The sequence below is a fragment of the Mesorhizobium sp. ArgA1 genome (assembly GCF_053714375.1).
The window spans coordinates 101,651-128,404 of sequence record NZ_JBSKBQ010000010.1 but is presented as its reverse complement, the minus strand read 5'-3'; the positions used below and the strand labels follow the sequence as shown (position 1 = coordinate 128,404).

The 26,754-nt window shown below is 63.7% G+C and carries 30 protein-coding genes; 16 read left to right on the top strand and 14 right to left on the bottom strand.

The features are described from left to right. Positions 1-25: 25 nt before the first annotated feature. Positions 26-565, bottom strand: coding sequence for an AprI/Inh family metalloprotease inhibitor (locus ACWGTI_RS21375; RefSeq protein ID WP_454575582.1), 540 nt, complete (start codon positions 563-565; stop codon positions 26-28). 172 nt (positions 566-737) lie between these two features. After that, positions 738-1,928, bottom strand: coding sequence for a hypothetical protein (locus ACWGTI_RS21370; protein ID WP_454588947.1), 1,191 nt, complete (start codon positions 1,926-1,928; stop codon positions 738-740). A gap of 359 nt (positions 1,929-2,287) precedes the next feature. Between ACWGTI_RS21370 and ACWGTI_RS21365 the strand changes: the two genes are divergently transcribed. The 8 genes from ACWGTI_RS21365 to ACWGTI_RS21330 all read left to right on the top strand — a co-directional run bounded on the left by ACWGTI_RS21365 (position 2,288) and on the right by ACWGTI_RS21330 (position 9,626). Next, on the top strand, positions 2,288-3,298 hold the full coding sequence (locus ACWGTI_RS21365; RefSeq protein WP_454588946.1) for an MBL fold metallo-hydrolase: 1,011 nt from the start codon (positions 2,288-2,290) through the stop codon (positions 3,296-3,298). Between the two features lie 62 nt (positions 3,299-3,360). Then, complete coding sequence (locus ACWGTI_RS21360; RefSeq protein ID WP_023683859.1) at positions 3,361-3,522, top strand: DUF1328 family protein; 162 nt, start codon at positions 3,361-3,363, stop codon at positions 3,520-3,522. A 72-nt stretch (positions 3,523-3,594) separates the two neighbouring features. Further along, the gene (gene dapF, locus ACWGTI_RS21355; protein ID WP_454588945.1) at positions 3,595-4,479 is read left to right on the top strand and encodes a diaminopimelate epimerase; all 885 of its coding nucleotides are present in this window, start codon (positions 3,595-3,597) and stop codon (positions 4,477-4,479) included. Next, on the top strand, positions 4,479-5,783 hold the full coding sequence (gene mtaB / locus ACWGTI_RS21350; protein ID WP_454588944.1) for a tRNA (N(6)-L-threonylcarbamoyladenosine(37)-C(2))-methylthiotransferase MtaB: 1,305 nt from the start codon (positions 4,479-4,481) through the stop codon (positions 5,781-5,783). Before dapF ends, mtaB begins: the two co-directional genes overlap by 1 nt. A gap of 345 nt (positions 5,784-6,128) precedes the next feature. Then, the gene (ftsY, locus tag ACWGTI_RS21345) at positions 6,129-7,640 is read left to right on the top strand and encodes a signal recognition particle-docking protein FtsY (protein ID WP_454589005.1); all 1,512 of its coding nucleotides are present in this window, start codon (positions 6,129-6,131) and stop codon (positions 7,638-7,640) included. Between the two features lie 60 nt (positions 7,641-7,700). After that, positions 7,701-8,372, top strand: a complete 672-nt coding sequence (locus tag ACWGTI_RS21340; protein WP_454588943.1) for a septation protein A — start codon at positions 7,701-7,703, stop codon at positions 8,370-8,372. Positions 8,373-8,439: 67 nt separating this feature from the next. Beyond that, positions 8,440-9,060, top strand: a complete 621-nt coding sequence (locus ACWGTI_RS21335; RefSeq protein ID WP_454588942.1) for a pyridoxamine 5'-phosphate oxidase family protein — start codon at positions 8,440-8,442, stop codon at positions 9,058-9,060. 32 nt (positions 9,061-9,092) lie between these two features. Further along, positions 9,093-9,626, top strand: a complete 534-nt coding sequence (locus ACWGTI_RS21330; RefSeq protein ID WP_454588941.1) for an NADPH-dependent FMN reductase — start codon at positions 9,093-9,095, stop codon at positions 9,624-9,626. A 44-nt stretch (positions 9,627-9,670) separates the two neighbouring features. On the opposite strand, the gene ACWGTI_RS21325 is transcribed toward ACWGTI_RS21330, so the two are convergent. Both ACWGTI_RS21325 and ACWGTI_RS21320 read right to left on the bottom strand, forming a co-directional pair. Continuing rightward, positions 9,671-9,877: a tautomerase family protein gene (locus ACWGTI_RS21325; RefSeq protein ID WP_454588940.1), complete on the bottom strand. Its 207-nt coding sequence runs from the start codon at positions 9,875-9,877 to the stop codon at positions 9,671-9,673. Between the two features lie 180 nt (positions 9,878-10,057). After that, positions 10,058-10,978 carry an SMP-30/gluconolactonase/LRE family protein gene (locus ACWGTI_RS21320; protein WP_454588939.1) on the bottom strand — a complete coding sequence of 307 codons (921 nt, stop codon included), beginning with the start codon at positions 10,976-10,978 and terminating at the stop codon, positions 10,058-10,060. A gap of 288 nt (positions 10,979-11,266) precedes the next feature. Here ACWGTI_RS21320 and ACWGTI_RS21315 point away from each other — a divergent pair, with 288 nt between their 5' ends. Beyond that, positions 11,267-11,434: a hypothetical protein gene (locus ACWGTI_RS21315; protein WP_142867213.1), complete on the top strand. Its 168-nt coding sequence runs from the start codon at positions 11,267-11,269 to the stop codon at positions 11,432-11,434. A gap of 74 nt (positions 11,435-11,508) precedes the next feature. Here the strand turns inward: ACWGTI_RS21315 and ACWGTI_RS21310 are convergent, their stop codons facing one another. The 5 genes from ACWGTI_RS21310 to ccmA form a co-directional block, all read right to left on the bottom strand. Beyond that, positions 11,509-12,090 (bottom strand): DsbE family thiol:disulfide interchange protein, encoded by a 582-nt coding sequence (locus ACWGTI_RS21310; RefSeq protein ID WP_454588938.1) that lies wholly within the window; start codon positions 12,088-12,090, stop codon positions 11,509-11,511. Continuing rightward, the gene (gene ccmD, locus ACWGTI_RS21305; protein WP_454588937.1) at positions 12,087-12,266 is read right to left on the bottom strand and encodes a heme exporter protein CcmD; all 180 of its coding nucleotides are present in this window, start codon (positions 12,264-12,266) and stop codon (positions 12,087-12,089) included. Before ccmD ends, ACWGTI_RS21310 begins: the two co-directional genes overlap by 4 nt. After that, a complete protein-coding gene (locus ACWGTI_RS21300) occupies positions 12,263-12,385 on the bottom strand; it encodes a hypothetical protein (protein ID WP_454588936.1) in 123 nt (40 codons plus the stop codon). Before ACWGTI_RS21300 ends, ccmD begins: the two co-directional genes overlap by 4 nt. Beyond that, a complete protein-coding gene (gene ccmB / locus ACWGTI_RS21295; protein ID WP_454588935.1) occupies positions 12,372-13,037 on the bottom strand; it encodes a heme exporter protein CcmB in 666 nt (221 codons plus the stop codon). Before ccmB ends, ACWGTI_RS21300 begins: the two co-directional genes overlap by 14 nt. 229 nt (positions 13,038-13,266) lie before the next feature. Beyond that, positions 13,267-13,869: a heme ABC exporter ATP-binding protein CcmA gene (ccmA, locus tag ACWGTI_RS21290; RefSeq protein ID WP_454588934.1), complete on the bottom strand. Its 603-nt coding sequence runs from the start codon at positions 13,867-13,869 to the stop codon at positions 13,267-13,269. 285 nt (positions 13,870-14,154) lie between these two features. Between ccmA and acnA the strand changes: the two genes are divergently transcribed. The 3 genes from acnA (at position 14,155) to ACWGTI_RS21275 (ending at position 18,831) form a co-directional block, all read left to right on the top strand. After that, positions 14,155-16,845 (top strand): aconitate hydratase AcnA, encoded by a 2,691-nt coding sequence (gene acnA, locus ACWGTI_RS21285; RefSeq protein WP_454588933.1) that lies wholly within the window; start codon positions 14,155-14,157, stop codon positions 16,843-16,845. 343 nt (positions 16,846-17,188) lie between these two features. Continuing rightward, entirely contained in the window at positions 17,189-17,983 is a 795-nt protein-coding gene (locus tag ACWGTI_RS21280; RefSeq protein ID WP_454588932.1) for a DUF1223 domain-containing protein, read from the top strand. 458 nt (positions 17,984-18,441) lie between these two features. Next, complete coding sequence (locus ACWGTI_RS21275; protein ID WP_454588931.1) at positions 18,442-18,831, top strand: DUF2794 domain-containing protein; 390 nt, start codon at positions 18,442-18,444, stop codon at positions 18,829-18,831. On the opposite strand, the gene ACWGTI_RS21270 is transcribed toward ACWGTI_RS21275, so the two are convergent. The 4 genes from ACWGTI_RS21270 to ACWGTI_RS21255 form a co-directional block, all read right to left on the bottom strand. Further along, complete coding sequence (locus tag ACWGTI_RS21270; protein ID WP_454588930.1) at positions 18,824-19,399, bottom strand: N-acetyltransferase family protein; 576 nt, start codon at positions 19,397-19,399, stop codon at positions 18,824-18,826. The two genes, ACWGTI_RS21275 and ACWGTI_RS21270, sit on opposite strands and share 8 nt — an antisense overlap. Before the next feature lie 119 nt (positions 19,400-19,518). Continuing rightward, the gene (locus ACWGTI_RS21265; protein WP_454588929.1) at positions 19,519-20,259 is read right to left on the bottom strand and encodes a Bax inhibitor-1/YccA family protein; all 741 of its coding nucleotides are present in this window, start codon (positions 20,257-20,259) and stop codon (positions 19,519-19,521) included. 239 nt (positions 20,260-20,498) lie between these two features. Continuing rightward, a complete protein-coding gene (locus tag ACWGTI_RS21260; protein WP_454588928.1) occupies positions 20,499-23,048 on the bottom strand; it encodes an ABC transporter permease in 2,550 nt (849 codons plus the stop codon). After that, complete coding sequence (locus tag ACWGTI_RS21255) at positions 23,048-23,749, bottom strand: ABC transporter ATP-binding protein (RefSeq protein ID WP_454588927.1); 702 nt, start codon at positions 23,747-23,749, stop codon at positions 23,048-23,050. Before ACWGTI_RS21255 ends, ACWGTI_RS21260 begins: the two co-directional genes overlap by 1 nt. An 85-nt stretch (positions 23,750-23,834) precedes the next feature. On the opposite strand from ACWGTI_RS21255, the gene ACWGTI_RS21250 reads away from it, so the two are divergent. Together ACWGTI_RS21250 and thpR are read left to right on the top strand one after the other, a co-directional pair. Next, entirely contained in the window at positions 23,835-24,479 is a 645-nt protein-coding gene (locus tag ACWGTI_RS21250) for an arylesterase (RefSeq protein ID WP_454588926.1), read from the top strand. 136 nt (positions 24,480-24,615) lie between these two features. After that, on the top strand, positions 24,616-25,212 hold the full coding sequence (gene thpR, locus ACWGTI_RS21245; protein WP_112560072.1) for an RNA 2',3'-cyclic phosphodiesterase: 597 nt from the start codon (positions 24,616-24,618) through the stop codon (positions 25,210-25,212). Here the strand turns inward: thpR and ACWGTI_RS21240 are convergent. Next, positions 25,116-25,628, bottom strand: a complete 513-nt coding sequence (locus tag ACWGTI_RS21240; RefSeq protein WP_454588925.1) for a low molecular weight protein-tyrosine-phosphatase — start codon at positions 25,626-25,628, stop codon at positions 25,116-25,118. The two genes, thpR and ACWGTI_RS21240, sit on opposite strands and share 97 nt — an antisense overlap. A 102-nt stretch (positions 25,629-25,730) precedes the next feature. Here ACWGTI_RS21240 and ACWGTI_RS21235 point away from each other — a divergent pair, with 102 nt between their 5' ends. Then, positions 25,731-26,027 carry a 4a-hydroxytetrahydrobiopterin dehydratase gene (locus tag ACWGTI_RS21235; protein ID WP_454588924.1) on the top strand — a complete coding sequence of 99 codons (297 nt, stop codon included), beginning with the start codon at positions 25,731-25,733 and terminating at the stop codon, positions 26,025-26,027. Between the two features lie 131 nt (positions 26,028-26,158). After that, positions 26,159-26,521, top strand: a complete 363-nt coding sequence (locus ACWGTI_RS21230) for a YkvA family protein (protein ID WP_454588923.1) — start codon at positions 26,159-26,161, stop codon at positions 26,519-26,521. The last annotated feature ends 233 nt before the right edge of the window (positions 26,522-26,754 follow it).

The following is a 26,754-nucleotide window of genomic DNA, read 5'->3' as shown; positions in this document are numbered from 1 at the left end:
ACGTCGCTGACTGGGGATAGGCAGCTTATCTTGTAAGCGAAATCGGCAGACCGGTGGAAGTCTGGCCGTCGAATTTCGAACCGCCCGATGAGTAAAGCCGCGCCAGCGTGCCGCCATTCTCGTCATAGAGCGTCAGCTGCTTGCCGGCGACGTTCCACGACTTGATGCCGTCGATCGGTGCCGGGCAATGCAGCGGTCCGGCGCGATAGCCGGCGCCGAATTTGGTCTGCGGCGTCGCCACCTTGCAGCTCTGACCCGAAACGCTGGCGTTCCAGACGCCGGCGACGCTGGCCGCGGTGAGGTCGGTGGCGCCCGCAGGCGCCGATCCATCCGGCGGCAGCGAGGCGACCTGCGTGCCCGCAGGCGCGTTCGGGAATTGCGACGGGTCGGTTGTGCCCGGCGCTGCCGGCGGCGGCAGCTGGCTTCCGCTCACCGTGCCCGCGGGCGCGGGCTGCAGCGGGGCGGGCTGCTGATCATCCATCGATGAAAAACGCGAGGTCGAACATCCGCTTGCAAACAGCGCCGCCAGCGATACGGCCACCAGGCCGCTTCTTGAAAAAGTCATGTCAACCTCCGTCGGAACCGGCTGGGGGGAAGCCGTCCGCACAATCTCACCCTCACCAAGATGGAGAAGGTGGCGAAATTTCAACCCGATATGGTTAAAATAGGGTTTGCAGCAAGAATTGTTGCAAATTTATCGCAAAATGGCTGGTGGACGAAGGAGCATCATCTTCGCTCTAGCGCGGTTCGAACCGGTAGAGCGGCTGCGAAAGCGGCAGCGGAGCCCGCAGCAGGTCGGCGCATCGGCGGTCCAGCGCAAGCGACAGATTGTGAGCCTGTAGCATCGCCTTCTTCCAGTCGGTAGCCATCTTCAGCGAGGCCAAAGCATCGGCGGGGCGGTCGGCGGCGACCATGAGCTCTGCCGCGATGAGGCGATCTTCCGGCCCGACGGCCTCTCCGGCCCTGAGCCGGTTGGCCAGCCCAAGCCATTGTTCCCAGGCGAAGGCCTTCGAAATCAACTTCGGGCGAGGCGGCTGGTCGGTTGCATCGCCGCGCACAAACGGCCCCAGCGCAAGCCGGGCCAATGCCTTGTCGGCGAACGCCTCTGCAGTCTCGCCTTGCATTTCGGAGATTCCACACCCACCGAGGATGCTTTCGCGATCACGCGCCCCGAGAACGAAGTCGAGCCCGTAAAGCATGGCTGCCGTGACGGCATCAGGCTTGTTGACCGGATCGAGCTGTTTTGCCGCGATCTGTGCATTGACCCCCGCCGCCACTACGGTGCCGACGCGCACGTCGCCGCTGTAGTTGATGATCGATAGCAGCATCACTGCCTGCGGGGCATCGGCAACAAGTTGCCCGATCGGCCGGAGCGCTGGACCCATGCCGTTTTGACCGTCGAGTGCCCGCACCTCCGCTGGCTGTTTGGAAATATCGAAGGAAGGGCGGAAATAGGCTGAATAAAGGGCATTACGGACAAACGCTGTGCGACTGCCCTTGTCGGGGAGGACCGCGGGTGGAAGCCGATCGAGATAGGCGATGTAGTCGGACAGGTTGTCCTTGACTGCCCGCATCTCGAGAGCCAGCAGCCAAGCGCCTTTGTCTTCGGCCCTTTGGGCGAGTTGCGACTTTGCCTCGTTATCGGCAATGGATAGCGCCTGCGCAATGCCTCTGGCGACCTGCGATGCCTGGGAAGGATCCGACGTCTGCAAACGTCCCAGCTCACCCAGCAACCACTCACCATCATCCTCGGCAACAAGCGCGCGCCAGGCAGACTGGCCGAGCTGTGGCAAAACCGACTTCGCGTTGGATAGCGGCTGCATGCCGGCAATCATCGCCGCCCGGTCCAGTGTTTTTGCGTAGGCAAGTCTGAGTTCGGCGATGCGCAGCGGCGGATGGCTGCGCTTTTCCAGATCCGCCAGAAGCACCGAGCCTTCAGTGTAGGCAATGCCGCCATAGCGTATCTTCAGATACGCCGCGTCGTCGCCAAAACGGTCGCGCCAGAAATTCGGGAATGTCGCCGGTTCGGCAAGCAGGAAGTCGCCCGCATCCATGATGGCTGGCGTGTGAGTGCAGGCGCTGGGCTCTGTCGGCGCGGCGGCCGCCGGCGATATCGGCGCGATCCCCATGATCGCTGCTATGACTGCAAGACTTGCCTGCCAACGCATGTGGGATCCCCCTCATTCGCCTCGCAATCGTATACCGATAGGCATCCGCCCGGCAAATGCTTGCGCCAAAGGGCCGCGTCCCTATCTAGCAAGGACAGAAACCTGCCGGAGCCGAAACCTTGGCCGCGAGAAAAAGAGCCGCCAACCGCTACTACAGCGGCCCGCCCAGCGACCATTTCGACGGCACTCTGTTCTTCAATCCCGACGGCCAGATGCCTGGCCGTTTCACCGATCTGCTCAAATGGCAGCTGAGCGGCGAGCGTTCGAAATGGCCGGCAGACAATCCAAGCCCGTTTGAGCCGGCAGAGCCGGCGGCGCGCATCGATGGCAACGGGCTGCGCCTGACCATGGTCGGCCATTCCACGCTGCTGATCCAGACCGCCGGCCTCAACATCCTGACCGACCCCGTGTGGTCGCCGCGCGTCTCGCCGCTCTCCTTTGCCGGCCCCAGGCGTGTCAATGCGCCAGGCATCGCCTTTTCCCAGCTGCCGCCGATCGACCTCGTGCTGGTCAGCCATAATCACTACGACCATCTCGACCTCGCTACGCTTAAGCGGCTGAAGGCCAAACATGCTCCGCAGGTGCTGACGCCGCTTGGCAACGACGCCATCATCGACGCCGGCGTGCCGGGCATGCGAATGACGGCGCATGACTGGGGCGAGCGCACCGACATCGGCAACGATGTCGCCGTTCATGTCGAGCCGGTCCACCACTGGTCGGCGCGCGGGGCACGCGACCGGCGCATGGCGCTGTGGGCCGGCTTCGTGGTCGAAACCCGTGGTGGAAATATCTATTTCGCCGGCGATACCGGCTTCCATGGCGGCACCAATTACCGGCTGATGGCCGAGAAACATGGCGGCTTTCGCCTCGCCATCCTGCCGATCGGCGCCTATGAGCCGCGCTGGTTCATGGCGCCGCAGCACCAGAACCCGGAGGAGGCCGTGCAAGGCATGCAGCTCTGCAACGCCGCCTATGCCGCCGGCTGCCACTGGGGGACGTTCCGGCTTACCGACGAACCGATCGACGAGCCGGCCCAGAAACTGGCCGAGGCGCTGGAGGCGCAGGGCGTGCCGGGGGATCGCTTTCGCGCCCTGCGGCCGGGCGAAATCTGGGACGTGCCGGACGCCTAGCAAGGAACCCAAAGGGGCGAAACGCGTTGTTTGCTCAACGCAATTTGGCCGGGAGCCTTTCCATGATCAAATGGATCATCATTCTTCTGATTGTCGCCGCTGCCGCGAGCCTGCTTGGCATGCCGGCGCTGGCGGGCGCCGCCGCCACCGGTGCGCGCGTGCTTATCGGCATCGTTCTCGTCATCTTCCTGCTGATCGTGCTCGGCGTTTTCGCGGTAACCTAGACGCAGCCCACACTGGTAATTCCCGCCCGTTTCCGCCATATAGCGGCAAAACGGACAGGAATTACCTGAGACATGGCAGGCACTGCCCCCTTCGCCAAGATGAACGGCATCGGCAACGAGATCATCGTTGCCGACATGCGTGGCCGTGCCGACCGGGTGACGGCGGCGTCGGCTGTTGCGCTGAACGCCGACGCGGCGACCAGGTTCGACCAGATCATGGCGATCCATGACGCCCGCACGCCTGGCACTGCCTACTACATCGACATATTGAATTCCGACGGCTCGGGCGCGCAGGCTTGCGGCAACGGCATGCGCTGCGTCGTCCAGGCGCTGGCCGCCGAGACCGGCCAGAAGACTTTCACCTTCGAGACCCGCGCCGGCATCCTCAACGCCGTCGAGCATGCCGACGGCACCATCTCGGTCGATATGGGCACGCCGCGCTTCGGCTGGCAGGACATACCGCTGGCCGAGGAATTCCGCGACACCCGTAGGATCGAGTTGCAGATCGGCCCGATCGACGCGCCGGTGCTGCATTCGCCTTCGGCTCTCTCGATGGGCAATCCGCACGCCATCTTCTGGGTCGACCGCGATGTCTGGTCCTACGAGCTCGAACGTTTCGGCCCGCTGCTCGAAAATCATCCGATCTTCCCCGAGCGCGCCAACATCACCATCGCCCAGGTGACGTCGCCGGAGACGATGATCATCCGCACCTGGGAGCGCGGCGCCGGCTTGACCAAGGCCTGCGGCTCGGCCGCTTGCGCCGCCGTGGTCGCTGCCGCCCGCACCCGGCGCACAGGCCGCAGCGTCACGCTGATGACGCCCGGCGGCGGCTCGCTGCATGTCGAATGGCGCGATGACGACCACGTCATCCTGACCGGTGCGGCCGAATGGGAATTTTCTGGCAGTTTCGATCCGTCGACCGGCACTTGGGCCCGCGACACCGAAAGCGCGGCCTGATGTCCGTTCTTGCCAATTTCAAAGGGATAGACGTCGTCACCTTCGGCTGCCGCCTCAACACCTATGAATCCGAGGTGATGCGCCGCGAGGCCGAAAGCGCCGGCCTCGGCGCGCTCAAAGGCGGCGCCATCATTTTCAACACTTGCGCCGTCACCTCCGAAGCGGTGCGCCAGGCCAAGCAGTCGATCAGAAAAGCCCGTCGCGAAAACCCGGCGGCGCGCATCATCGTCACCGGCTGCGCCGCGCAGACCGAGCCGCAGAATTTTGCCGCCATGGACGAGGTCGACCTCGTGCTCGGCAATGAGGAGAAGCTGAAGGCGAACTCCTATCGCGCGCTGCCCGATTTCGGCGTCAACGACACCGAAAAGGCGCGCGTCAACGACATCTTCTCGGTACGCGAGACCGCCGGCCATATGGTCGACGCCATCGAAGGCCGGGCCCGGGCTTTCGTCCAGGTGCAGAATGGCTGCGACCACCGCTGCACCTTCTGCATCATCCCCTATGGCCGCGGCAATTCGCGCTCGGTGCCGATGGGCGCCGTGGTCGAGCAGGTGAAAAGGCTGGCCGGCAATGGCTATGCCGAGATCGTGCTGACCGGCGTCGATATGACCTCTTTCGGCGCCGACCTGCCGGGCGCGCCGAAACTGGGCAAACTGGTGAAGACAATCCTCAAGCAGGTGCCGGACGTCAGGCGGCTGCGGCTGTCCTCCATCGATTCGATCGAGGCCGATGACGATCTGCTCGACGCGATCGCCACCGAACCCAGGCTGATGCCGCATCTGCATCTGTCGCTGCAGTCCGGCGACGACATGATCTTGAAGCGCATGAAGCGTCGCCATCTGCGCGACCAGTCGATCCGCTTCTGCGAGGATGTGCGCAAGCTGCGCCCTGCAATCGTCTTCGGCGCCGACATCATCGCCGGCTTCCCGACCGAGACCGAGGACATGTTCGAGAATTCTTTAAAAATCGTCGGGGAGTGCGGGCTGACGCATCTGCATGTCTTCCCGTTCTCACCGCGCGAAGGCACGCCCGCCGCCCGCATGCCGCAGGTCCGCCGCGAACTGGTCAAGCAGCGCGCCGCAAGGCTGCGCGCCGCGGGTGAGGCCGCGTATCGCCGTCATCTCGCATCGCTTCCCGGTACGCGCCAGTCGATACTGGTCGAGCGCGACGGCCTGGGCCGCACCGAAGGATTTACGCTGGCCGCGCTTGGCATGGGTGCGCCAGGCGAGATCGTCGAGGCCACCATTACCGGCCATGACGGCGCGCGCCTGACCGCTGCCCCGCTCACCGCCCGCGCCGCCTGAGACGATTGAAGCATGGCCGGTTTTTTCAAGAAGATATTTTCGTTCGGCAACAAGGAAGTCGTCGAGGAGCGCATCGACGAAACTGCCCCGTTGCCGCCGATCAAATGGGATGCGCTTGAGGCGCTGAAGCCGGCGGCTGAGCAGGTCGTTCCGGAGTTTTTGAAGCGCGACGAGCCTGAAGCGGCGGTCCAACCGACGCCCGAGGAGCCAACACCCGAACCTGCCCCAAACATTCCGCCAACACCGGAACCGGTCGTTCCCTCGGAGCCCGAACCTCTGCCGGCACCCGCGCCGGAAGAAGAGCCCGCACCTGAGACGCCAGCTGAACCGCCGGCGCCTGAGGAAGTGCCGCCACCGGCTCAGCCCGAGCCAAAGCCGACGCCCGAGCCGCAGCCGCAAGAGCTGCCGGTACCCGCCGAACCGGAGGTCGAGCCATCACACCCGCAGGAGCAGCCTGAACCTGCCCCTTTCGAGATACCGACGCCCGCGGAGATTCCGGCCGAGACGCCGGCGCCGATCGAGGTGCCGGCGGCGCCATCTCCAGCGGACGCCAGCCCTGCCCCTCATCCGCCTGCCGGCACCTTCTCCCCGTATAGCGACGGGGAGAAGGGAGCTGAATCGAGCTCCGCGCATCCCCCTGCAAATATCGAAGAAGAAGCCGCAACGCTGACGCCCCCCTCTCCCCGCTCCTTGCGGGGAGAGGGTAAGGGTGAGGGGCAGCGCGAACCTGCGAAAGGATCAGCAGCAGCGGTTGAAGCCCCCGCAGCTGAAATTGTTCCACCCATTCGCCAACCGGCTCCGGTTGAGCCGCAGCCTATCCTTGCTGAAATTGCGCCCGAGCCCCAGCCCACCCCGCCGCCACCCGCCGCCGGCAAAGTCACCGTCACCAAAAAGGTCGAGCAGAAGGCCGAGCCGGTGAAAGCGCCCGAGCCGGCGCCGCGGCGTTCCTGGTTCCAGCGCATGCGCGACGGGCTGGCGCGGTCGTCGCGCGAACTCACCGGCAACATTGCCGGCGTCTTCACCAAGCGCAAGCTGGATGAGGACACGCTGCAGGACCTGGAGGACGTGCTGATCCGCGCCGATCTCGGCCTGGAGACGGCGCTGCGCGTCACCGATGCGCTGGCCTCCAGCCGCTACGGCAAGGATGTCTCGGACACGGAAGTGCGCGCCGTGATGGCGGCCGAGGTGGAAAAGGTGCTGACCCATGTCGCCATGCCGCTGGAGCTGGACCTCTCGCACAAGCCGCATGTCATCCTGGTGGTCGGCGTCAACGGCACCGGCAAGACCACGACCATCGGCAAGCTCGCGGCAAAGCTGACCGATGGCGGCCTGTCGGTGATGCTTGCCGCCGGCGACACGTTTCGCGCCGCCGCGATCGAGCAGCTGAAGATCTGGGGCGAGCGGACGAAGTCGCCAGTCATCGCCTCCAAGATCGGCGCCGATGCCGCAGGCCTCGCCTACGATGCCTTCGAGAAGGCGAAGGAAGCCGGCTCCGACGTCCTGATCATCGACACTGCCGGCCGGCTGCAGAACAAGACCGAACTGATGGCCGAGCTGGAAAAGATCGTCCGTGTGTTGGGCAAGCTCGACCCGGAAGCGCCGCACACCGTGCTGCAGACGGTCGACGCCACCACCGGCCAGAATGCGCTCAACCAGGTCGAGATCTTCCGCAATGTCGCCGGCGTCAACGGCCTGGTGATGACCAAGCTGGACGGCACGGCACGCGGCGGTATTCTGGTGGCGATCGCGGCAAAGCACAAATTGCCGGTCTATTTCATCGGCGTCGGCGAACAGGTCGACGACCTCGAACCTTTCTCGGCAAGCGAATTCGCCAGGGCGATCGCGGGCGTAGCGTAAAAGACACGATCCCGAGGAGCTGCAGGCTTTTTGGACAAGATCATGCGTCAGAAGGAAGTCATGAACCCTCCCATCCTCGAACGCGACCCGTCCGACCCGCAGAAGAAGAAAGAAAGCGTCAATCCGCTGCTCAAGCTGGTGCTGGAGCTCGGACCGCTGATGGTTTTCTTCTTCGCCAATGCGCGCGGCGCCTGGCTGGTGGAGAAATTTCCGGTGCTGGCCGAATTCGGCGGGCCGATCTTCGTCGCCACCGGCCTTTTCATGGCCGCGACCGCTATCGCGCTGGTCGCGTCCTGGCTATTGATGCGCACCTTGCCGATCATGCCGATGGTCTCCGGCGTCGTCGTCTTCATCTTCGGCGCGCTGACGCTCTATCTGCAGGACGACGTCTTCATCAAGATGAAGCCGACCATCGTCAACACGCTGTTCGGCGGCGTGCTGCTCGGCGGCCTCTACTTCGGCCGCTCGCTGCTCGGCTATGTCTTCGATTCGGCCTTTCGCCTCGATGCCGAAGGCTGGCGCAAGCTGACCTTCCGGTGGGGGCTGTTCTTCCTGTTTCTGGCTCTTGCCAATGAAGTCGTATGGCGGAATTTTTCCACGGACTTCTGGGTTACCTTCAAGGTCTGGGGCATCATGCCGATCACGCTTTTGTTCACCTTCAGCCAGATGCCGCTGATCCTGCGCCATTCCCTGGATGACAAGACCGAGAATGCGGAGAAGGCTGGCAAATAGAGCAATTCCAGGAAAAGTGTGAAACGGTTTTCCGTGTGGAATTGCGTCAGCATAAACGGAGACGGCTATGGAATTCGTCACCACGCACGACGAGCTGAGGACGATCTACAAGACGCCGCGGCCGACCGATCCTCCCATACGCAAGGAGATCAGGGCGCTCGACGGCCATTGCCGCTCCTTCATCGGCAAGAGCCCCTTCGTGCTGATCGGATCTTCCGACGGCGCCGGCAATGCCGACGTGACGCCGAAAGGCGACAAGCCCGGCTTCGCCCTTGTGCTCGACGACACAACCATCGCCATCCCCGACCGCCCCGGCAACAACCGGCTCGACACGCTGGAAAACATCCTGCGCAACCCGTCGGTCGGGCTGCTCTTCCTCATCCCCGGCATGAACGAAACGCTGCGCGTCAATGGCGACGCCCGTATCACCATCGATGCGGCGTTGCGCGAGCGCCTTGCCGTCGATGGCAAGCAACCGCAAAGCATCGTCATGGTGAGCGTCAAGGCCGCCTACATGCACTGCGCCAAGGCCTTCATGCGTTCGCAATTGTGGAAGCCGGACAGCTGGTATGACCGCGCGACATTGCCGACGCTTGGCCAGATTCTATCCGACCAGATGACGCTTTCCGAAACTGCCGGCGAGTTCGACCGCTCGCTCGACGAGGCCTACCGCCAGACCATGTGGTAGAGTGGAGCACGATTCGCCCACCCGGTTTCCCCTTGATCGAGCTCCTCGCCATCTCCGGCAGTCTGCGTGCCGCCTCGACCAATTCGGCGTTGCTCGCGGCTCTGGCGCACAATGCGCCATCCGACTGCCGCGTCGGCTTCTATGACGGGCTCGGCCAGCTGCCGATCTTCAATCCCGACGACGAAGGCGAGCGCACGCCACATGAAGCCGCACGGCTGATCGAGGCCGTCACCAGCGCCGACGGCATCATCGTCTCCTGCCCCGAATATGCGCATGGCGTGCCGGGCGGCATGAAGAACGCACTCGACTGGCTGGTCTCGCGCGACGCCGCCGTCGGCAAGCCGGCCATGCTGGTGCATGCCTCCGCGCGCTCGCTCTATGCCCGCGCCGCGCTGGCCGAGATCATGCGGACGATGTCGTTTGCGCTCTGCGAGGACGCGCTGCTGGAGATCGCCTTGCTCGGCAGGAAACCGCCGGAGATAGAAGCCATCCTGGCGGAATCGGACAATCTGCTCGCGATGCGCGCCGCCGTGGAGGCCTTTGCGGTTTTTATACGCAGGCGGTGAGGGAGCCCTTCCCTTCTTCCCTTGTGGGAGAAGGAAGGCGGGCCTTACCCCTTCCGCAACGTCTCGACATCGGTCTTGCCGACATACCAATCGCGCGCGTTGATCTCTTCGAACACCACCCAGACATCGTCATTGCCGAGCCCGGTGGCATCCATGATGGCCGCCGTGACCTTCTTGGCGATATCAGCCTTCTTGCCCGCCGGATCGGCGGCGATCACTTCCTTGACGATGCGGATGTTGACGAATGGCATGACGTCCTCCCCTTCATTTTCTGCAGACCGCGCCGAGAGACTGCTTCGAAATTCGCTCTGGTGAGTCATATGATGGTGGTTTCGAGAACCGGAGCGCAGCGGACATTTGGTCCGTGAGCACCGGAAGCGCAGAAAACGCCATCAGATGGCCGCCAGAGTAGAATTTCCAAGCAGTCTCGCTCAATAGGTCTTGGCTCCGTTCACCATCAGCCGGACCATGTAAAGCGACGTCGTGCCGGCGATGTAGAGGCAGTTCAGCTTGTTGCCGCCGAACACGCAATTGGCGGTCACTTCCGGCACCTTGACCTTGCCGATCAGCGTGCCGTCGGGATCGTAGCAATGGATGCCATCGGCGGCACTGGTCCAGATGCGGCCGGCCTCGTCGAGCCGGAAGCCGTCGAACAGGCCGGCCGCGCAGTCGGCGAACACCTTGCCGCCCGACACCTTCTTGCCGCCCTTGCCGATGTTGAAGACCCGCATATGCGCCGGGTTTTGCGCGCCATGCGTGCGGCCGGTGTCGACGACATAGAGCTGGCTTTCATCGAGTGAGAAGGCAAGCCCGTTCGGTCGGACCATGTCGGTGATGACGGCTTCGACCTCGCCCGTATCGGGATCGACGCGGTAGACATAACAGGCGCCGATCTCGCTTTCGGCCTTGTCGCCCTCATAATCGCTGTCGATGCCGTAGCTCGGATCGGTGAACCAGATCGAACCGTCGGAGCGCACCACGACGTCGTTGGGCGAGTTCAGCCGCTTGCCTTTCCATTTGGCCGCGATGGTGGTGACGGAGCCGTCATGCTCGGTGCGGCTGACGCGGCGGCCGGAGTGCTCGCACGTCACCAGCCGGCCCTGCCGGTCGACGGTGTTGCCGTTGGAATTGCCGGAGGGCTGACGGAACACGCTGACATTGCCGTCGGTTTCGTCGTAGCGCAACATGCGGTTGTTGGGGATGTCGGACCAGACGACATAGCGGCCGGCGGCGAACCAGGCAGGTCCTTCCGCCCACTGACATCCGGTGTACAGCTTTTCCACCTGCGCATTGCCATTGAACAGCCGCTGGAAACGCGGATCGAGAATTTCATAATAGTCTGCGGCCGCCATGCTTTTCCTCCGGGCATCACGTGACGCGCGGATCAAGCCAGCCTGTGAGCGAGAAGGCAAGATGGCGCGTGTGCAATTTGTAAGACAAAAGACACGCCGCCAGCATTGGCTCGCCAGCCGGTCCGGCAGGGCATGGTGCTGTTAGCGCTGCATTAACCGGCTATGCGTCCTGTGCAATGGTGCATTGCAACATCTCGTTTTTGCATTGCACCATTCCTATGTCATGCTGTGTACAGTCAAGGGAGGAACAAATTCGCCGCTGATATGCGGCACGAAAGGACCCTTGCTATGATTTTCGACAGTCTCATGACCCGCGCTCGCACCTCAATTGCCAAGCGCAAGCACTACAACCGCCTCGTCGCCGAAATCGAGAACCTTTCCGGCCGCGATCTCGCCGACCTGCGCGCCGATCGCTCGGAAATGCTCTATCAGGTCCACAAGCAGATCTACGGCTGAGCTTGCTTCCCTCTTCTCCCCTCGGGGAGAAGGTGGCCGCGTAGCGGCCGGATGAGGGGGCATGGCGCCGTCGCCTAGCCCGGCGCGGCCAGTGCTTTCTCGATCTCAGGCATCAGCACCGACTGCGCGGACTCGCCCGTCAGCGGCCCGACATGCTTGTAGGCGATCTTGCCATCCTTGCCGATGACGAAGGTTTCCGGCACGCCGTAGACGCCCCAGTCGATGGCCGTGCGGCCGGCTTCGTCGACGCCGATCGCCTGGAACGGATTGCCGAGGTCCCCGAGGAAGCGGCGCGCGTTTTGCGGCTCGTCCTTGTAGTTCAGTGCGGCAAGCGTGAAGCGCTTGTCCTGCGACAGCGCCAGCAGCACCGGATGTTCTTCCCGGCACGGTGCGCACCACGATGCAAACACGTTGACCAACGTCACCTTGCCAGCGAACGCTTTCGAATCCAGCCCAGGCAGGTTTGACCCCTCCAGTGCCGGCAGGTTGGTCTGCGGCGCCGGCAGGCCGATCAACGCCGACGGCACTTCCGCCTCGTCGCGTCCCGACAAAAGCTGCAACAGGAACAATCCGGCAAGGCCGAGGAAAACCAGCAGCGGCAACAGCACGATTAGGCGGCGGCGCGGCGGCGCCGGCGTTTCGCTTTCCGTGATCATGGTTTGCCGGGCCCAGTGCTGGCCCTGTCCGAACGCCGCCGCACCCCGGTAGCCTCGAGTTCCGCCAGTTCGCGCTTGCGTCCACGCTGGTCGAGCAGGATCCAGCCGATCAGCCCGGCCAGCACGACCGCCGTGATGCCATAGGCGGCGGTGACATAGAGCGCGTGCGCACTCATGCAGCCAGCTTCCCTTCCGCTTTCACTTCGCCGTGCTCGATCATGGCTTTCCCATAGCTTTGCAGCTTCGGCTTCGCAATTGGCCGCTGCGCCGCAGCGGCCACATCAATCCGTTCCATGCCGCAGCGCCAACGCTGCCGCCACCGGGCCGAGCACGGCAAGGAACAGCGTCAGCGCGGCAAGAATGAGGAAGGGCTGCACGAAGGGATCGGGATCGGCCACCGCGCCGTAACTGGCCGACACCCCGAAGATCAGCACCGGAATGGTCAGCGGCAGCACCAGCACCGAGATCAGCAGCCCGCCGCGCGGCAGCGCCACCGCCACCGCCGCACCGACCGCGCCGATGAAAGTGATGGCCGGCGTGCCGGTGAGCAGCGTCAGCGCGGTGGCGCCGATGCTGAGCGGCTCCATGTTCATGAACAGGCCGAGCAAGGGCGCGGCGACCACCAACGGCAGAACGCTGCCCGCCCAATGCGCCAGGCATTTCACCAGCACCGTCAGCGCCAGTATGTGGCGGTCGTTGCCGAGCACCAAGAGATCGAGCGAACCGTCCTCGCGGTCGGCCTGGAACAGCCGGTCGAGACCGAGCAGACAGGCGAGCAGCGCGCCGATCCAAAGGATCGCCGGACCGATGCGGGCGAGCAGCTTGAGGTCGGGGCCGACACCGAAGGGGATGGTGGCAATGACGGCGAGGAAAAAGATGACGCCGGTCAACGCGCCGCCGCCGGCGCGGATGGAGAGGCGGATATCGCGGAGGAAGAGGGCTAGCATCGGCGAGACGCCTCTGCGGCTGGATCGCCGTCTCTTCGATCGTAGCGTTCCTTCACACCCCCCTCTGTCCTGCCGGACATCTCCCCCGCAAGGGGGGAGATTGGCAGCGTCCTTGAAGGCACCTTTCCTTCACCGTTGGTGATTGGCAAAAGCCGACGCGGCATCCGATCTCCCCCCTTGCGGGGGAGATGGCCGGCAGGCCAGAGGGGGGTGTGACGGAGCGCCAACATCAACCCCCCATCCTCAGTTCACCGGTTCCTTCAATCCCCAGCGGCAGATGCGTCGCCGCAACGACAATGCCACCGTCGGCGCAGTGCCTCGTCATCAACCCCGCGAACCGTTCCTCCGAAGCCTTGTCCAGCCCGGCCGTAGGCTCGTCCAGCAGCCACAAGGGCCTATGGCTGACCAGCAATTTCGCAATCGCCGACCGCCGCCTTTGCCCGGTCGACAGATAGCCGAACGGCAGATGACCGATGCCGCCCAGCCCGACTGTTTCCAGCGCCTCTTCGACACCCAACTGGCCATCGCCGTTGAAGTCGCGCCAGAAACGCAAATTCTCCGCCACGCTCAGCGCCGTCTTCATTGCATTGAGATGGCCGAGATAGTGGCAGGCCGAAGCGATCGTCGCAAACGCCTCGCCGCCGCCTTCGATGCGCACATCGCCTTGCGCTTTCGGCAGCAGCCCGGCGATGACCCTGAGCAGCGTCGATTTGCCTGATCCGTTGGGTCCGGTGACGACCAGCGCCTGGCCCTTCTCGAGCGCAAAACCGATGCCGGAAAAGACCGTCTCGCCGCCGCGTTCGCCGCCCAGATTATCGGCAATCAGCCGCATGTCTGCCCGTCCCGAAAACTTTACCGCGCGACAGCTGCCGCATCGCACAAAATTGCCTGTCGCCTGTCTAGAACTATTCCAGAAAATTCTCTATATGCGGGTCATCCGTGCCAGCGGTCGGCACGGGAACAGAATTTGCGCCGAACCAGCGCACGCGCCGCCTTGAACGGCTCGGGTTGCTTGGGAGCGGACAGCGGAAATGGCCGTACCCGCACCTTTGCGCGTGATTGCATGCCCATCGGCGTCCGTTCCCTTTCAGGCTGAACAGACAAGGACGGACCGCACGTGTCAAAATCCCTCGACAGTTTCAATTGCCGCCGCACCCTCACCGTGGGTGGCGCGGACTATGTCTATTACAATCTGGTCGAGGCCGAGAAAAACGGCCTCACCGGCATTGCCCAGCTGCCCTATTCGATGAAGGTGCTGCTGGAAAACCTTTTGCGCAACGAAGACGGTCGCTCCGTCACCAAGGAATCGATCCAGGCGGTTGCTGGCTGGCTGACCGACAAGGGCACGGCCGGCGTCGAGATCGCCTATCGCCCGGCCCGCGTCCTGATGCAGGACTTCACCGGCGTTCCGGCGGTGGTCGATCTGGCGGCGATGCGTGACGGCCTCAAGGCGCTCGGCGGCGATCCGCAGAAGATCAACCCGCTGGTGCCGGTCGACCTCGTCATCGACCACTCGGTCATCGTCGACGAATTCGGCACGCCGATGGCCTTCGCCAGGAATGTCGAACTCGAATATGAGCGTAACGAAGAGCGCTACAAATTCCTGAAATGGGGCCAGCAGGCGTTCCGCAATTTCCGCGTCGTGCCGCCCGGCACCGGCATCTGCCACCAGGTCAATCTCGAATATCTCGGCCAGGTCGTGTGGACCAACACCGAGGACGGCGAAACCACCGCCTATCCCGACACCTGCGTCGGCACCGATTCGCACACCACCATGATCAATGGGCTTGGCGTGCTCGGCTGGGGCGTCGGCGGCATCGAGGCCGAGGCGGCGATGCTCGGCCAGCCGGTCTCCATGCTGTTGCCCGAAGTGATCGGCTTCCGCCTCACCGGCAAGCTCAAGGAGGGCGTCACCGCCACCGACCTCGTGCTCACCGTCACCCAGATGCTGCGCAAGAAGGGCGTCGTCGGCAAGTTCGTCGAGTTCTTCGGCCCCGGCCTGTCCAACATGACGCTGGCCGACCGCGCCACCATCGGCAACATGGCGCCCGAATATGGCGCCACCTGCGGCTTCTTCCCGGTCGACGGCGAAACCATCCGCTACCTCACAATGTCTGGCCGCGAGGAAAGCCGCATCGCGCTGGTCGAGGCCTATTCCAAGGCGCAAGGCATGTGGCGTGATGCGGGTTCCGCCGATCCCGTCTTCACCGATTTGCTCGAGCTTGAACTCAGCGAAGTCGTGCCGTCGATGGCCGGTCCCAAGCGTCCCGAAGGCCGCGTTGCGCTGGAAGGCATTCCGGCCGGCTTCGCCAAGGCGATGGAAACCGAATACAAGAAGGCCGCCGAAGTCTCCAAGCGCTATGCCGTCGAAGGCACCGACCATGATCTCGGCCATGGCGACGTCGTCATCGCCGCCATCACCTCCTGCACCAACACCTCGAACCCCAGCGTGCTGATCGGCGCGGGCCTTTTGGCGCGCAACGCCAACCGCGTCGGCCTCAAGCAGAAGCCCTGGGTGAAGACCTCGCTGGCGCCGGGCAGCCAGGTCGTCGCCGAATATCTCGAAAAGTCCGGCCTGCAGAAGGAGCTCGACCAGATCGGCTTCAACCTGGTCGGTTTCGGCTGCACCACCTGCATCGGCAATTCCGGCCCGCTGCCGGCGCCGATCTCCAAGACGATCAATGACAAGGGCCTGATCGCGGCCGCGGTGCTTTCCGGCAATCGCAATTTCGAAGGCCGCGTCTCGCCTGACGTGCAGGCCAACTACCTGGCTTCGCCGCCGCTGGTCGTCGCGCATGCGCTGGCCGGCACGGTTACCAAGGACCTCACCACAGAACCGCTCGGCGAAGGCCGCGACGGAAAGCCGGTCTACTTGAAGGATATCTGGCCGAGCTCGGCCGAGATCCAGGAGTTCATCGAGAAGAACGTCACCCGCGAGCTTTTCGCCCGCAAATATGCCGACGTCTTCAAGGGCGACGAGTACTGGCAGAACGTCAAGGCGCCGGAAGGCCAGACCTATGCCTGGGACGACAATTCGACCTATGTGCAGAACCCGCCCTATTTCGCCGGCATGACGGCCGGTTTTGGCAAGATCGGCGACATCAAGGGCGCGCGCGTGCTTGGCCTCTTCGGCGACAAGATCACCACCGACCACATTTCGCCGGCGGGTTCGATCAAGGCGGCGTCGCCGGCCGGCAAGTACCTCACAGACCATGGCGTCGGCGTCGCCGACTTCAACCAGTACGGTACGCGGCGCGGCAATCATGAGGTGATGATGCGTGGCACCTTCGCCAACATCCGCATCCGCAACCACATGCTGGGCGAGAACGGCCGCGAGGGCGGCTACACCATCCACTACCCGTCGAAAGAAGAGGAATCGATCTACGACGCGGCGATGGAGTACAAGAAGGAAGGTGTGCCGCTGGTCATCTTCGCGGGTGTCGAATACGGCAACGGCTCCTCGCGCGACTGGGCGGCCAAGGGCACCAACCTCCTCGGTGTCCGCGCCGTCATCGCTCAGTCCTTCGAGCGCATCCACCGCTCGAACCTGGTCGGCATGGGCGTCATCCCCTTCGTCTTCGAGGAAGGTACCTCATGGGCCTCCCTCAACCTCAAGGGTGACGAAATGGTCGAGATCGACGGCCTGAGCACGATCAAGCCGCGCCAGACCATGATCGCCAAGGTCACCTATGGCGACGGCACGGTGAAGAACGTGCCGATCATCTGCCGCATCGATACGCTGGACGAACTCGACTACTTCAAGAACGGCGGCATCCTGCAATACGTGCTGCGCGATCTGGCGGCGTAGCGGCCAAGGGCTTAGGCAGTAGGGCTTAGGCAGTAGCAGGAACGACTGCCTACTGCCCTACTGCCCTACTGCCCAGTCTTTCCAAAGCATTGGCCGATCGAACGAAAGTTCCGCCCTCTCTGCCCGCAGTAAAAACCGGCTGGACTCAGCAAGATCTGCCGCAATCTCCTGCCGCCATGCTCCCGATCGAACCGGGCGTTGAAGTGCTCCGCCCGCAGCGGCCATACCCACGGTTGCGGCAGTAAAATTTCACCGCAACGTGACTTCCCGTTGACTGTCGCTTCTGCCACAAATCTGGGCAACCAGAACAAGGCCGGCGTCACCGGCGGGAATCGGAACGACCATGACACCTCGACAACCCCTACGGCTTGCGGCTTTCGCGCTGGCCTTCTCGGCGCTTGCCGGGAGCGGCTTTGCCGAGGAAACCGGCACCACCCAGGCAGACAAGCCGCAGACCGACAAGCCGCAGATTGACAGGCCTTTGGGCGTCGTCGAGCTGTTCACCAGCCAGGGCTGCAATTCCTGTCCGCCGGCCGACGCTTTCTTTGCCGAGCTGGCCGCCAAGGACAACGTCGTCGCGCTCGCCTATCACGTCAATTACTGGGACTATCTCGGCTGGCAGGACACGCTGAGCAGTAAGGACAACACCGACCGGCAATATGACTACATGCGCGCCTTCGGCACCCGCTCCGTCTACACGCCGCAGGCCGTTATCAATGGCCGCAGCCATGTCAACGGCGCCAGCCGCAAGGAAGTCGACGGCGCGCTTGCCCGCATGGAGAAGTCCGGCGACGGCATGCGGGTCTCGATCAAGGTCAGCCGCACCAGCGACCGCGTCATGATAGATGCCGGCGACGCCGGCAGCGGCCCGACCGACGCCCATGTCGTCATCGTCTATTTCGAACCGCCGCAGACGGTTGCCATCGCCAAGGGCGAGAACACCGGCCGCTCGATGACCTACTGGAACGCCGTCTCCGGCATCCAGACCGCAGGCATGTGGCACGGCAAGGCGCAGCGCTACGAATTGCCGATGACCGAGATCGCCAAGAAAGGCGGCTGCGCCGTGCTGCTGCAGTCGGTCGGCAAGGACGGCCTGCCGGGCCCGATTTTGGGGGCTGCGTTTATTCATAAGCCGTGAGAGCACCGCTAGCCTTCGTCATCCTAGGGCGGAGCAAGGAGCGAAGCGACGCAGACCCTAGGATGACGAAGCCACGCAACAAAAAACCGACGTCAGCTTGCTTCTGACGTCGGTCATTTAGGTTTTGGGATCGTCGCACCCGGCCTTTCCCTGGGGAAAGTCCGAGGTTGGTTCGATCCGACGCAGACCCGTGGGCGGGGGGCTTGGGGTTTACGAGCCGGTGCCGGACCGAACCGTCTCAGGCAACGCCGGTAAATTCGTCGGACATTGGGGCATGAGCGCGGATAAAATAAGGCAGGAATGTGGCGAAGCATCACCAATTCAAACACGGCGTCTTACAAAAGTGACTGGACGTTGCGAAAACAGCGCAGCCCCGGGATGGTTAGCCGGGTCTTGCAATTCCACCGCGAACACGCCAACTTCTGCAAGCGAGATTCATTTTTTTAAGGGATCGCGGTATGACCGATCGCAGCGGTGGGACGGAGGATGGGGACGCATCCGCAATACTGATCCCGCTGCAGGAGGCGCGACGTGAACGCCTAGACCAGCCGGTTCGTTTCGACCGGCGTGAGCTCGATGAGATCCTGAGACTCTACGGGCGTATGGTTGCGGCCAATGAATGGCGCGACTACGCCATCGATCATCTGTCTGATCGCGCAGTCTTTTCGGTCTTCCGCCGGGCCAGCGAAGTGCCGCTGTTCCAGATCGTCAAGGATCCGAAACTGGCGCGCCGGCAAGGCGCCTTCGCCGTCATTGCGGCCGGCGGCCGCATCCTCAAGCGCGGCCAGGAACTCGGCCGCGTGCTCGGCGTGTTCGACAGCAAGCTGAAGCTGGTCCAGGCTACCTAATTATTTTGTTGCGAAATTTCTGCTCCGGCAACGAATCCGGATCGGGCGGGACTGTTGCGCCGCCATTCAGCGACAGCTGCATGAACACCGTGTCCAGCCAGCGTCCGTGCTTGTAGCCGGAGCCCTCCAGCCGGCCGGAATGACGAAAGCCGAGCTTTTCATGCAACCGCACAGAGGCGCTGTCGGCATGGCCGTCGCCGATCACAGCTATGATCTGGCGAAAACCCGCGACCCGGCAGGCCTCGATCAACGCCTGCATCAGCACGAGCCCGACGCCCTGCCCCTTGGCGTCAGAGGCGACATAGACCGAATCCTCGACGATGAATCGGTAGGCCGGGCGCGGCCGGAACGCGCCGGCATAGGCGTAGCCAAGCACCGCGCCATCCTTTTCCGCCACCAGATAGGGAAAGCCGCCACCCGTCAGGCTGTCGAAGCGCGCGCCCATCTCGGCGCGGCTGGGCGGCTCCAGCTCGTAGCTCGCCGTGCCATGCGTCACCGCATCGGCGTAGATCTCGGTGATTCGGTCGAGGTCGACCTCCAGGGCCCCTCGCAGGGTAACAATGCTCATAATTTGTGCAAACGATTCATCCGCCTGCCATAACAGCAAAGGCCGGCACAAAAGAAAAGGGCGGCCCGTTGAGCCGCCCTTCGCAAACTCGATAGTCCAGGTGCTGGATGGGAACCCGCTTAGCGGCGGTCGCCCATGAACTGCAGCAGGAACATGAACAGGTTGATGAAGTCGAGATAGAGCCTCAACGCGCCCATAATTGCCTTGCGGCCGGCAACGTCGGACTGGTCGCCTTCGAAGTACATTTCCTTGATGGTCTGCGTGTCATAGGCGGTGAGGCCGGCGAAGATCAGCACGCCGATCGCCGAGATGGCGAAGCCGAGCGCCGACGACTGCAGGAAGATGTTGATCAGCATGGCGATCACCAGGCCGACCACGCCCATGACCAGGAACGAGCCGAACGCCGAAAGGTCGCGCTTGGTCGTGTAGCCATAAAGCGACAGCCCGCCGAAGGCAGCCGCCGTGGCGAAGAAGGTCTGGGTGATCGAGGCGCCGGTGTAGACCAGGAAAATGGTCGACAGCGACAGGCCGACAAGGCCCGAATAGACCCAGAAGGTCGTCTGCGCCGCCGCCACGCTCATCGACTGGATCCTGAACGACAGGAAGAAGACGGCGGCGAGCGGGGCCAGGATAACCACCCAGCGGAAAGCGCTGGCGTAGATCAGTGTGCCGAAAGCAGTCAGCTGTCCGTCACCGGTGACGGCGAGCTGGAAAGCGCCCCAGGCGGCGATGCCGGTGATGAGGAGGCCAAGCCCCATCAGATTGTAGACCTTCAGCATGTAGCTGCGCAGGCCCTGGTCGATGTCGGCGCGTGCGCCTGGCACTGCCGAAGTTTGGTAATTGCGAATGGGCTCAGCCATTGGAATCCTCTGTTGCTTCTGCCCCGTACGGTGTCAGGTCCTTAGGACCTGGGCGCCGCTGGCGGGGCTCCAGCATGCCTGTGGCGAAATATGATGGTTCTTGACGTCAAGAACAAGACCGTAACGGGCTGCAACGCTTGGTGAATCGCCGGAAGCCGGTTTTCCTGGGCTTCCAACCTCGCACATTACCAAGATTTAACCGGACCGGCCGGATTCGGCAGGGATTCCCACCTCAAAACTCAGAGGTCGCGCAGCACTGGCGCCGCCTTGTGGCCGAGCACCCGCCAGGTGCCGGCAAGGCCGATGCCGACGGTGATCACCAACGCAAACACCAAGGTCGCCACCGCCACCTCCGGCATGAAATGCGATGGCAGCGTCATGATTCGGGCAACGATGTACCAGGCCGCGATGCCGCCGGCGGCAAGCGCGAACACCGCGGTGGCCAGCCCGATCAGCATATATTCGAGCGAAAACGCCGTGATCAGAGTCCGCCTCGTGGCGCCCAGCGTCTTCAGCACCACAGCATCGTGGATGCGAGCGCGGTTCCCCGCGGCAAGCGCGCCCGCCAGCACCAGGACCGAGGCGATCAGCGCCACACCGGCCGCGGCCCGGATCGCCGTGCCGAGCTGGCCGACCAGCCGGTTGACGACATCGAGCGCATCCTTGACCCGCACCGTCGTCACCGCCGGGAAGGCACGGGTGACGGCGTTGAGCAGCCTTGCATCGTCGGCCACCGACGCATCCTTCTCGGTCAGCGTCGCCAGCCAGCCATGCGGAGCGCCTGCAAATGTGTTGGGCGAGAACACCATGACGAAATTGATGCCCATGGTCTCCCATTGCACCTCCCGGAAATTGGCGATTCTTGCCGTCACATTGCGTCCGAGCACATTGACGGTGACGGTGTCGCGGAGTTTCAGCCCGAGCGCCTTGCCTTCATCGTTGGAAAACGACACCAGCGGCTCGCCGGTATAGTTGTCCGGCCACCAACTGCCCTCGATCAGCGTCGCGTTGGACGGCTGTTTGGCGTCATAGGTCAGGCCGCGGTCGCCGCGCAGCACCCAGGCGCCTTCCGGCGGCACATTGGCCTTGTCGACATCGACGCCGTTCAGCGCCATCACCCGGCCGCGCAGCATCGGCACCTTGACCAGCGTTCCCTTCGGCGCCTCCTTGCCGATCAGTGTTGAGAAGGCGTCGACATCGCCGTTCTGGATATCGACGAAGAAGAAATTCGGCGCCCGTTCCGGCAGGCTACCGGAGATCTGCTGCCTGAGATTCCCGTCGATGAGCGCCAGCGTCACCAAAAGCGTCAGCCCGAGTCCCAGCGACAGTACGACGGAAGGCGTCAGCGCGCCGGGCCGGTGGATGTTGCCGATGGCGAGCCTGAGCGCAACCGAGCGCACGCGCGGGCTTTTGCGCGCCACCCATTGCACCAGCGCGCCGACGAGGCGCAGCACCAGAAAGGCAAAGATCGTGGCGCCAACGAAGATCGAGGCGATGCGCTGGTCGCCGGAAAACAGGATAGCGAGTGCGGCCAGGGCAAGCGCAATGCCGACCGCCGCCGCCAGATAGGGCAGGCGCGGAAAGCCGCGGCCCTCGAACCCCATTTCGCGAAACAAGGCGGTTGCCGGCACGTCGCGGGCGCGGCCGAGCGGCAACAGCGCGAAAGCCAGTGTCACCAGCAGCCCGAACAGCGCCGCCATAGCCAGTGCGCCGGGATAGAAACCACCTTCCGCCGGCACCGGAATGACCGACTGGAGGGCGACACTTGCCGCGAACGGCATGGCGGCGCCGAGGATGAGGCCGAGCACGATGCCGAGGCCCGCGATCATAAGGATCTGCACGAGATAGACGGTGAAGACGAAGCCGCCCGAGGCGCCGAGGCTTTTGAAGGTAGCGATGACGCCACGCTTGCCGTCGAGATAGGCGCGCACGGCGTTGGCGACGCCGACCCCGCCGACCACCAGCGCCGTCAGCCCGACCAGCGTCAGGAATTGCGAGAAGCGCTCGATATTGGAGGACAGCGCCGGAGCGGCGTTGGAGCGGGTACGGATCGACCAGCCGGCTTCGGGGAAATCGCTCGCCGCCCGATCCTGGATTGCCTTGAGGTCGGCCTCGCTGGCGCCGGCCGGCAGCCGCACCTTGTAGGCATTCTCGACCAGGCTGCCCGGCTGGATCAGCCCGGACGCGGCAAGGCCTTGCGTCGAGACCATCAGCCGCGGCGCGAAGCCGAAACCGTCCGACACCGCGTCCGGTTCGCTGACCAGCCTGGCGCGCAGTTCGAATGTCGCACTGCCGACCTTCAGCCGATCGCCGAGCTTCACATTGAGCCGGTCGAACAACAGGTCGGGTGCCACAGCGCCAAAGACGCCGGATTTTTCGCCGAACAAATCCTGTCTCGAAAGTGCCGGCTCGGTCTCCAGCCCGCCATAAAGCGGATAGGCGTCGTCGACAGCCTTGGCCTCGACCAGCGCCTGGTCGGAGCCGTCCTCGAGCCGCGCCATCGAGCGCATGTTGGCGCCGTGTGATACCGTGCCGAGACGATCGAGGAAGGCGCTTTCGTTCGGCGTCGCGTCGCGCTGGTTGATCTGGAAGCGCAGATCGCCACCGAGCAGCGTCTGACCCTGGTCGGCGACCCCGGCGGTGATCGCCTGCGCCACCGAATTGACGCCACCGATCGCAGCGACGCCGAGCGCGATGCAAGCAAGAAAAATCAGAAATCCGGACAGTCCGCCACGCATCTCGCGCAGGGAAAAGCGGAACGCCAGCTTCAGCGTCTGCGACAGCGGCATCAGGCCGGCACCTTGAGCGGCGCGACCGGCGCATCCTCGATGCGGCCCGAGCGCATCGACACCTGACGCGAGCAGCGCGCCGCAAGGGCCGGATCATGGGTGACCAGCACCAGCGTCATGCCGCGCTCGGCCGCCTTGGCGAACAGAAGGTCGGCGACCTGCCGCCCAGTCGCCTGGTCGAGATTGCCGGTCGGCTCATCGGCAATGAGAATGCGCGGCGCCGGCGCCAGCGCGCGAGCGATCGCCACACGCTGCTGTTCACCGCCGGAGAGTTCGCCGGGATAATGGGTGACACGGTCGCTCAAGCCGACGGCCGCCAACTCCCGCGCCGCGACGCCGAACGGATCGGCATGGCCGGCCAGTTCCAGCGGCACCGCGACATTTTCGAGCGCCGTCATGTTGGGAATAAGGTGGAAGGACTGGAAAACGATGCCGATGTTTCGGCCCCGAAACGATGCGATCTGGTCCTCGCTTTTCCCGTTAAGCGATTCGCCGGCGATGCGCACCGTGCCCGAATCGACCCGCTCCAGCCCCGCCAGCACCATCAGCAAGGTCGACTTGCCGGACCCTGAGGGACCGACAATGCCGGTCGCTTCGCCGCGCGTCACGTCGAGGCTGACGCCCTTCAGCACATGAACGGATGACGCCCCTTGGCCAAGGGTCAGGGATATGTCTTTCAGCTCGATGACGGCTTCTGTCACAATTAAAGCGTCCTATATGGGGATGAAGGCTCTGCCTGCCGGAAGTCGTCGCCGGAAGAATTCTTGGTCATATGGGGCCTGCCACATGTCTTTCAAACACTCGGTTGCCGCAGGGCTCATCCTTTTCCTTACCCTTTGCGGCGCCATTTCGTCGGCGCGCGCCGAGACGTTCACCATCGTCGGCTTCGGCGACAGCCTGATGGCGGGGTTCGGTCTCGGGTCCGGCGAAGGCTTTACCGACAAATTGCAGGCTGCCCTCCGCGCCAAGGGCCGTGACGTGAGCGTCGCCAATGCCGGCGTGTCCGGCGACACGACGAGCGGCGGCCTGGCGCGGCTCGACTGGTCGGTGCCGGACGGCACAAGGCTGGTCATCCTCGAGCTTGGCGCCAACGACATGCTGCGCGGCGTCTCGCCCAATATCGCGGAAAAGAACCTGGACGAGATGCTGGCGAAGCTCAAAGCGCGCAAGATCGCCGTGCTTTTGGCCGGCATGCGCGCCGCGCCCAATCTCGGCGCCGACTACCAGACCGCCTTCGATGCGATCTATCCAAAGCTGGCCGCGAAATACGATGTGCCGCTTTATCCGTTCTTTCTCGACGGCGTCGCCGGCGAGAGCGGGTTCCAGCTCGAGGACGGCCTGCACCCCAATGCCAAGGGCGTCGACCGCATGGTCGAGCGCATCCTGCCCACGGTGGAGAAGGCGATTGCAGCCGTCGAGGGCGGAGCCTGAAACTGGATATTCACTCCTGGCGCAGCCTTCCGTTAGGGAAACATTTGGGAAAGCCTGCGACCAACAAACCACTTGCCCCGCTTCAATATCGATGATTCGGTAGGGCATAGTTCGATTCGAGGAAGGGAGGCTCACCATGCCGCGTCTTTTCACCGCCCTCGAAATACCGCGTGACGCCGCTCTTTCTCTGTCCCTGCTCAGGGGCGGCCTGCCAGGGGCGCGCTGGATCGACGTCGAAAACTACCACATGACGCTACGCTTCATCGGCGATGTCGAAGGCCATGTCGCTGACGAGATCGCCAACGCGCTCGACCGGGTTCACCGCCCGTCCTTCTCGCTGACGCTGTCTGGGGTCGGCGCTTTCGGCCAGAAAAAGCCGCATGCCGTCTGGGCCGGCGTTTTCGCCTCACCCGATCTCTCGGCCCTGCAAGGCGAAATCGACCGCATCTGCCAGCGGCTCGGCCTGCCGGCGGACCCACGCAAGTTCACGCCGCATGTGACGCTGGCGCGTCTGCGCAATTCGAGCCCGCTCGACGTCGCGCAGTACTTGTCGGCGCGCGGCAATTTCTCGACGCTGCCGTTCCGCGTCGGCCGCTTCGTGCTGATGTCGTCGCGCGATTCGGTCGGCGGCGGACCCTACATCGTCGAGGAAGCCTGGCCGCTCTCCGGCGCCGATGCGCGCTCTTCTAGCAGCTTTGCCAGCGCTTCCGACGCTTCACGGATCATGCGGTAGACCGAAGCGAAGGCTTCCGCCCCGTCGTAATAGGGATCCGGCACGTCGCGGGCCTGTCCCTGCGCGAACTCCGCCAGCAGATGGATGCGCTCGCTTGCGTGAGCCGGCGCCAGCGCCTTCAGGTCGCGGACATTCTGCCGGTCCATGCCGAGGATCAGGTCGAAGCGGGTAAAATCCTCTGGCCTGACTTTGCGTGCCCGCTGCCCGGAAATGTCTATGCCGTGGCGGGCCGCAATTGCGATCGATCGCGGGTCGGGCGCCTCGCCGAGGTTCCAGCCGCCGGTCGCGGCCGAGTCCAGCAGCATGTCGCGGCCGCGTTCCGCCAGCACGGCGCGAAACACGCCTTCGGCGAGTGGCGAGCGGCAGATATTGCCGAGGCAAACGAAGAGGACGGAGTTTATCGGCTTTATGCTCATCGGTATGCGCCGTTTGTGCATTGGAAGCCCAAAACGCAAAGCACTCTTGGACGATTTGCATTATGGTGAGGGTCAAAATCCGGGATAGCACGGGAAATCATGATGAATAGAGAAAAACTCAGCAAGGACGCCATTACAGCAGCATTGGCCGAACTGGGCGGCTGGTCGCTGGCCGCGGACGGCGCTTCCATCAACCGCAGCTTCGTCTTCAAGAACTTTTCCGAAGCCTTCGCCTTCATGACCCGCGTCGCTCTGGCCGCCGAGAAGATGGACCATCATCCCGACTGGTCGAACGTCTACAAGACGGTCGACGTGACGCTGAACACGCACGATGCCGACGGCGTCACCGCACTGGACATTGCGCTGGCCAAGAAGATGAACGGGTACTTCGGCGGCTGACCGTCCGGCGTGCAACGCGCCTGTGCCGGCAAATCGGCGTCATCCTCTTGTAGCGGACCGGCACTTTCACCACATTTTCTGCTGGCAGCCGCGCGCAACATGGTGCGTGACGGCCCGCAGAGGAGACATTAATGGCGCAGCAACCGGGTTTTGATTTCTTCGGCTTCGGCAGCAAGCTGGGCGATGAGAGCGAAGTGCGCGCCAAATTCTGGCGCACGGCCAAGAAGGCAGCCCGGCAGATTCCGTTCATGGAAGAGGTAGTCGCCGCCTATTACTGCGCCCTCGACAAGAAGACGCCTTTGCGCGCCAAGGGCATATTGCTGGCAGCGCTCGGCTATTTCGTGCTGCCGGTCGACGTCATTCCGGATTTCGTCTTCGGCCTCGGCTTCACTGACGACATCGCCGTTCTGACGGCCGCGATCACCACCGTCAGCGCCCATATCACCCCTGCGCACCGCAAAGCTGCCAGGGAGGCGATTGCCGACAAGGGCTGAATCGGCCGTTTCGCTGGCAACTGGTTCACAAGAAATCCGGCGCTCAAACAGGACAATAGCGGCTCGGCTTCGGCTTCCGCTGCGGCCGTTGAAAAAGTCAAACTCTTGCCGCTTTCGTGGCCTCCAAGTCGCCGAAGGGACATTGCGAAAGCCGTTTTTCAAGAAGCGGCGCGGAAATGGCGGCGGTTTCCTCGGGTGGACGTCCTTTTCCGGAAGGAAATTCACCGTTTGGT

What these genes read in the sequence shown, in the direction of transcription:
- ACWGTI_RS21375 (WP_454575582.1), bottom strand. Translation starts at nt 565, where the DNA reads ATGACTTTTTCAAGAAGCGGCCTGGTGGCCGTATCGCTGGCGGCGCTG.
- ACWGTI_RS21360 (WP_023683859.1), top strand. Translation starts at nt 3,361, where the DNA reads ATGATCAAATGGATCATCATTCTTCTGATTGTCGCCGCTGCCGCGAGC.
- dapF (WP_454588945.1), top strand. Translation starts at nt 3,595, where the DNA reads ATGGCAGGCACTGCCCCCTTCGCCAAGATGAACGGCATCGGCAACGAG.
- mtaB (WP_454588944.1), top strand. Translation starts at nt 4,479, where the DNA reads ATGTCCGTTCTTGCCAATTTCAAAGGGATAGACGTCGTCACCTTCGGC.
- ACWGTI_RS21340 (WP_454588943.1), top strand. Translation starts at nt 7,701, where the DNA reads ATGAACCCTCCCATCCTCGAACGCGACCCGTCCGACCCGCAGAAGAAG.
- ACWGTI_RS21335 (WP_454588942.1), top strand. Translation starts at nt 8,440, where the DNA reads ATGGAATTCGTCACCACGCACGACGAGCTGAGGACGATCTACAAGACG.
- ACWGTI_RS21325 (WP_454588940.1), bottom strand. Translation starts at nt 9,877, where the DNA reads ATGCCATTCGTCAACATCCGCATCGTCAAGGAAGTGATCGCCGCCGAT.
- ACWGTI_RS21320 (WP_454588939.1), bottom strand. Translation starts at nt 10,978, where the DNA reads ATGGCGGCCGCAGACTATTATGAAATTCTCGATCCGCGTTTCCAGCGG.
- ACWGTI_RS21315 (WP_142867213.1), top strand. Translation starts at nt 11,267, where the DNA reads ATGATTTTCGACAGTCTCATGACCCGCGCTCGCACCTCAATTGCCAAG.
- ACWGTI_RS21310 (WP_454588938.1), bottom strand. Translation starts at nt 12,090, where the DNA reads ATGATCACGGAAAGCGAAACGCCGGCGCCGCCGCGCCGCCGCCTAATC.
- ccmD (WP_454588937.1), bottom strand. Translation starts at nt 12,266, where the DNA reads ATGAGTGCGCACGCGCTCTATGTCACCGCCGCCTATGGCATCACGGCG.
- ACWGTI_RS21300 (WP_454588936.1), bottom strand. Translation starts at nt 12,385, where the DNA reads ATGGAACGGATTGATGTGGCCGCTGCGGCGCAGCGGCCAATTGCGAAG.
- ccmB (WP_454588935.1), bottom strand. Translation starts at nt 13,037, where the DNA reads ATGCTAGCCCTCTTCCTCCGCGATATCCGCCTCTCCATCCGCGCCGGC.
- ccmA (WP_454588934.1), bottom strand. Translation starts at nt 13,869, where the DNA reads ATGCGGCTGATTGCCGATAATCTGGGCGGCGAACGCGGCGGCGAGACG.
- ACWGTI_RS21280 (WP_454588932.1), top strand. Translation starts at nt 17,189, where the DNA reads ATGACACCTCGACAACCCCTACGGCTTGCGGCTTTCGCGCTGGCCTTC.
- ACWGTI_RS21275 (WP_454588931.1), top strand. Translation starts at nt 18,442, where the DNA reads ATGACCGATCGCAGCGGTGGGACGGAGGATGGGGACGCATCCGCAATA.
- ACWGTI_RS21270 (WP_454588930.1), bottom strand. Translation starts at nt 19,399, where the DNA reads ATGAGCATTGTTACCCTGCGAGGGGCCCTGGAGGTCGACCTCGACCGA.
- ACWGTI_RS21265 (WP_454588929.1), bottom strand. Translation starts at nt 20,259, where the DNA reads ATGGCTGAGCCCATTCGCAATTACCAAACTTCGGCAGTGCCAGGCGCA.
- ACWGTI_RS21260 (WP_454588928.1), bottom strand. Translation starts at nt 23,048, where the DNA reads ATGCCGCTGTCGCAGACGCTGAAGCTGGCGTTCCGCTTTTCCCTGCGC.
- ACWGTI_RS21250 (WP_454588926.1), top strand. Translation starts at nt 23,835, where the DNA reads ATGTCTTTCAAACACTCGGTTGCCGCAGGGCTCATCCTTTTCCTTACC.
- thpR (WP_112560072.1), top strand. Translation starts at nt 24,616, where the DNA reads ATGCCGCGTCTTTTCACCGCCCTCGAAATACCGCGTGACGCCGCTCTT.
- ACWGTI_RS21240 (WP_454588925.1), bottom strand. Translation starts at nt 25,628, where the DNA reads ATGAGCATAAAGCCGATAAACTCCGTCCTCTTCGTTTGCCTCGGCAAT.
- ACWGTI_RS21235 (WP_454588924.1), top strand. Translation starts at nt 25,731, where the DNA reads ATGAATAGAGAAAAACTCAGCAAGGACGCCATTACAGCAGCATTGGCC.
- ACWGTI_RS21230 (WP_454588923.1), top strand. Translation starts at nt 26,159, where the DNA reads ATGGCGCAGCAACCGGGTTTTGATTTCTTCGGCTTCGGCAGCAAGCTG.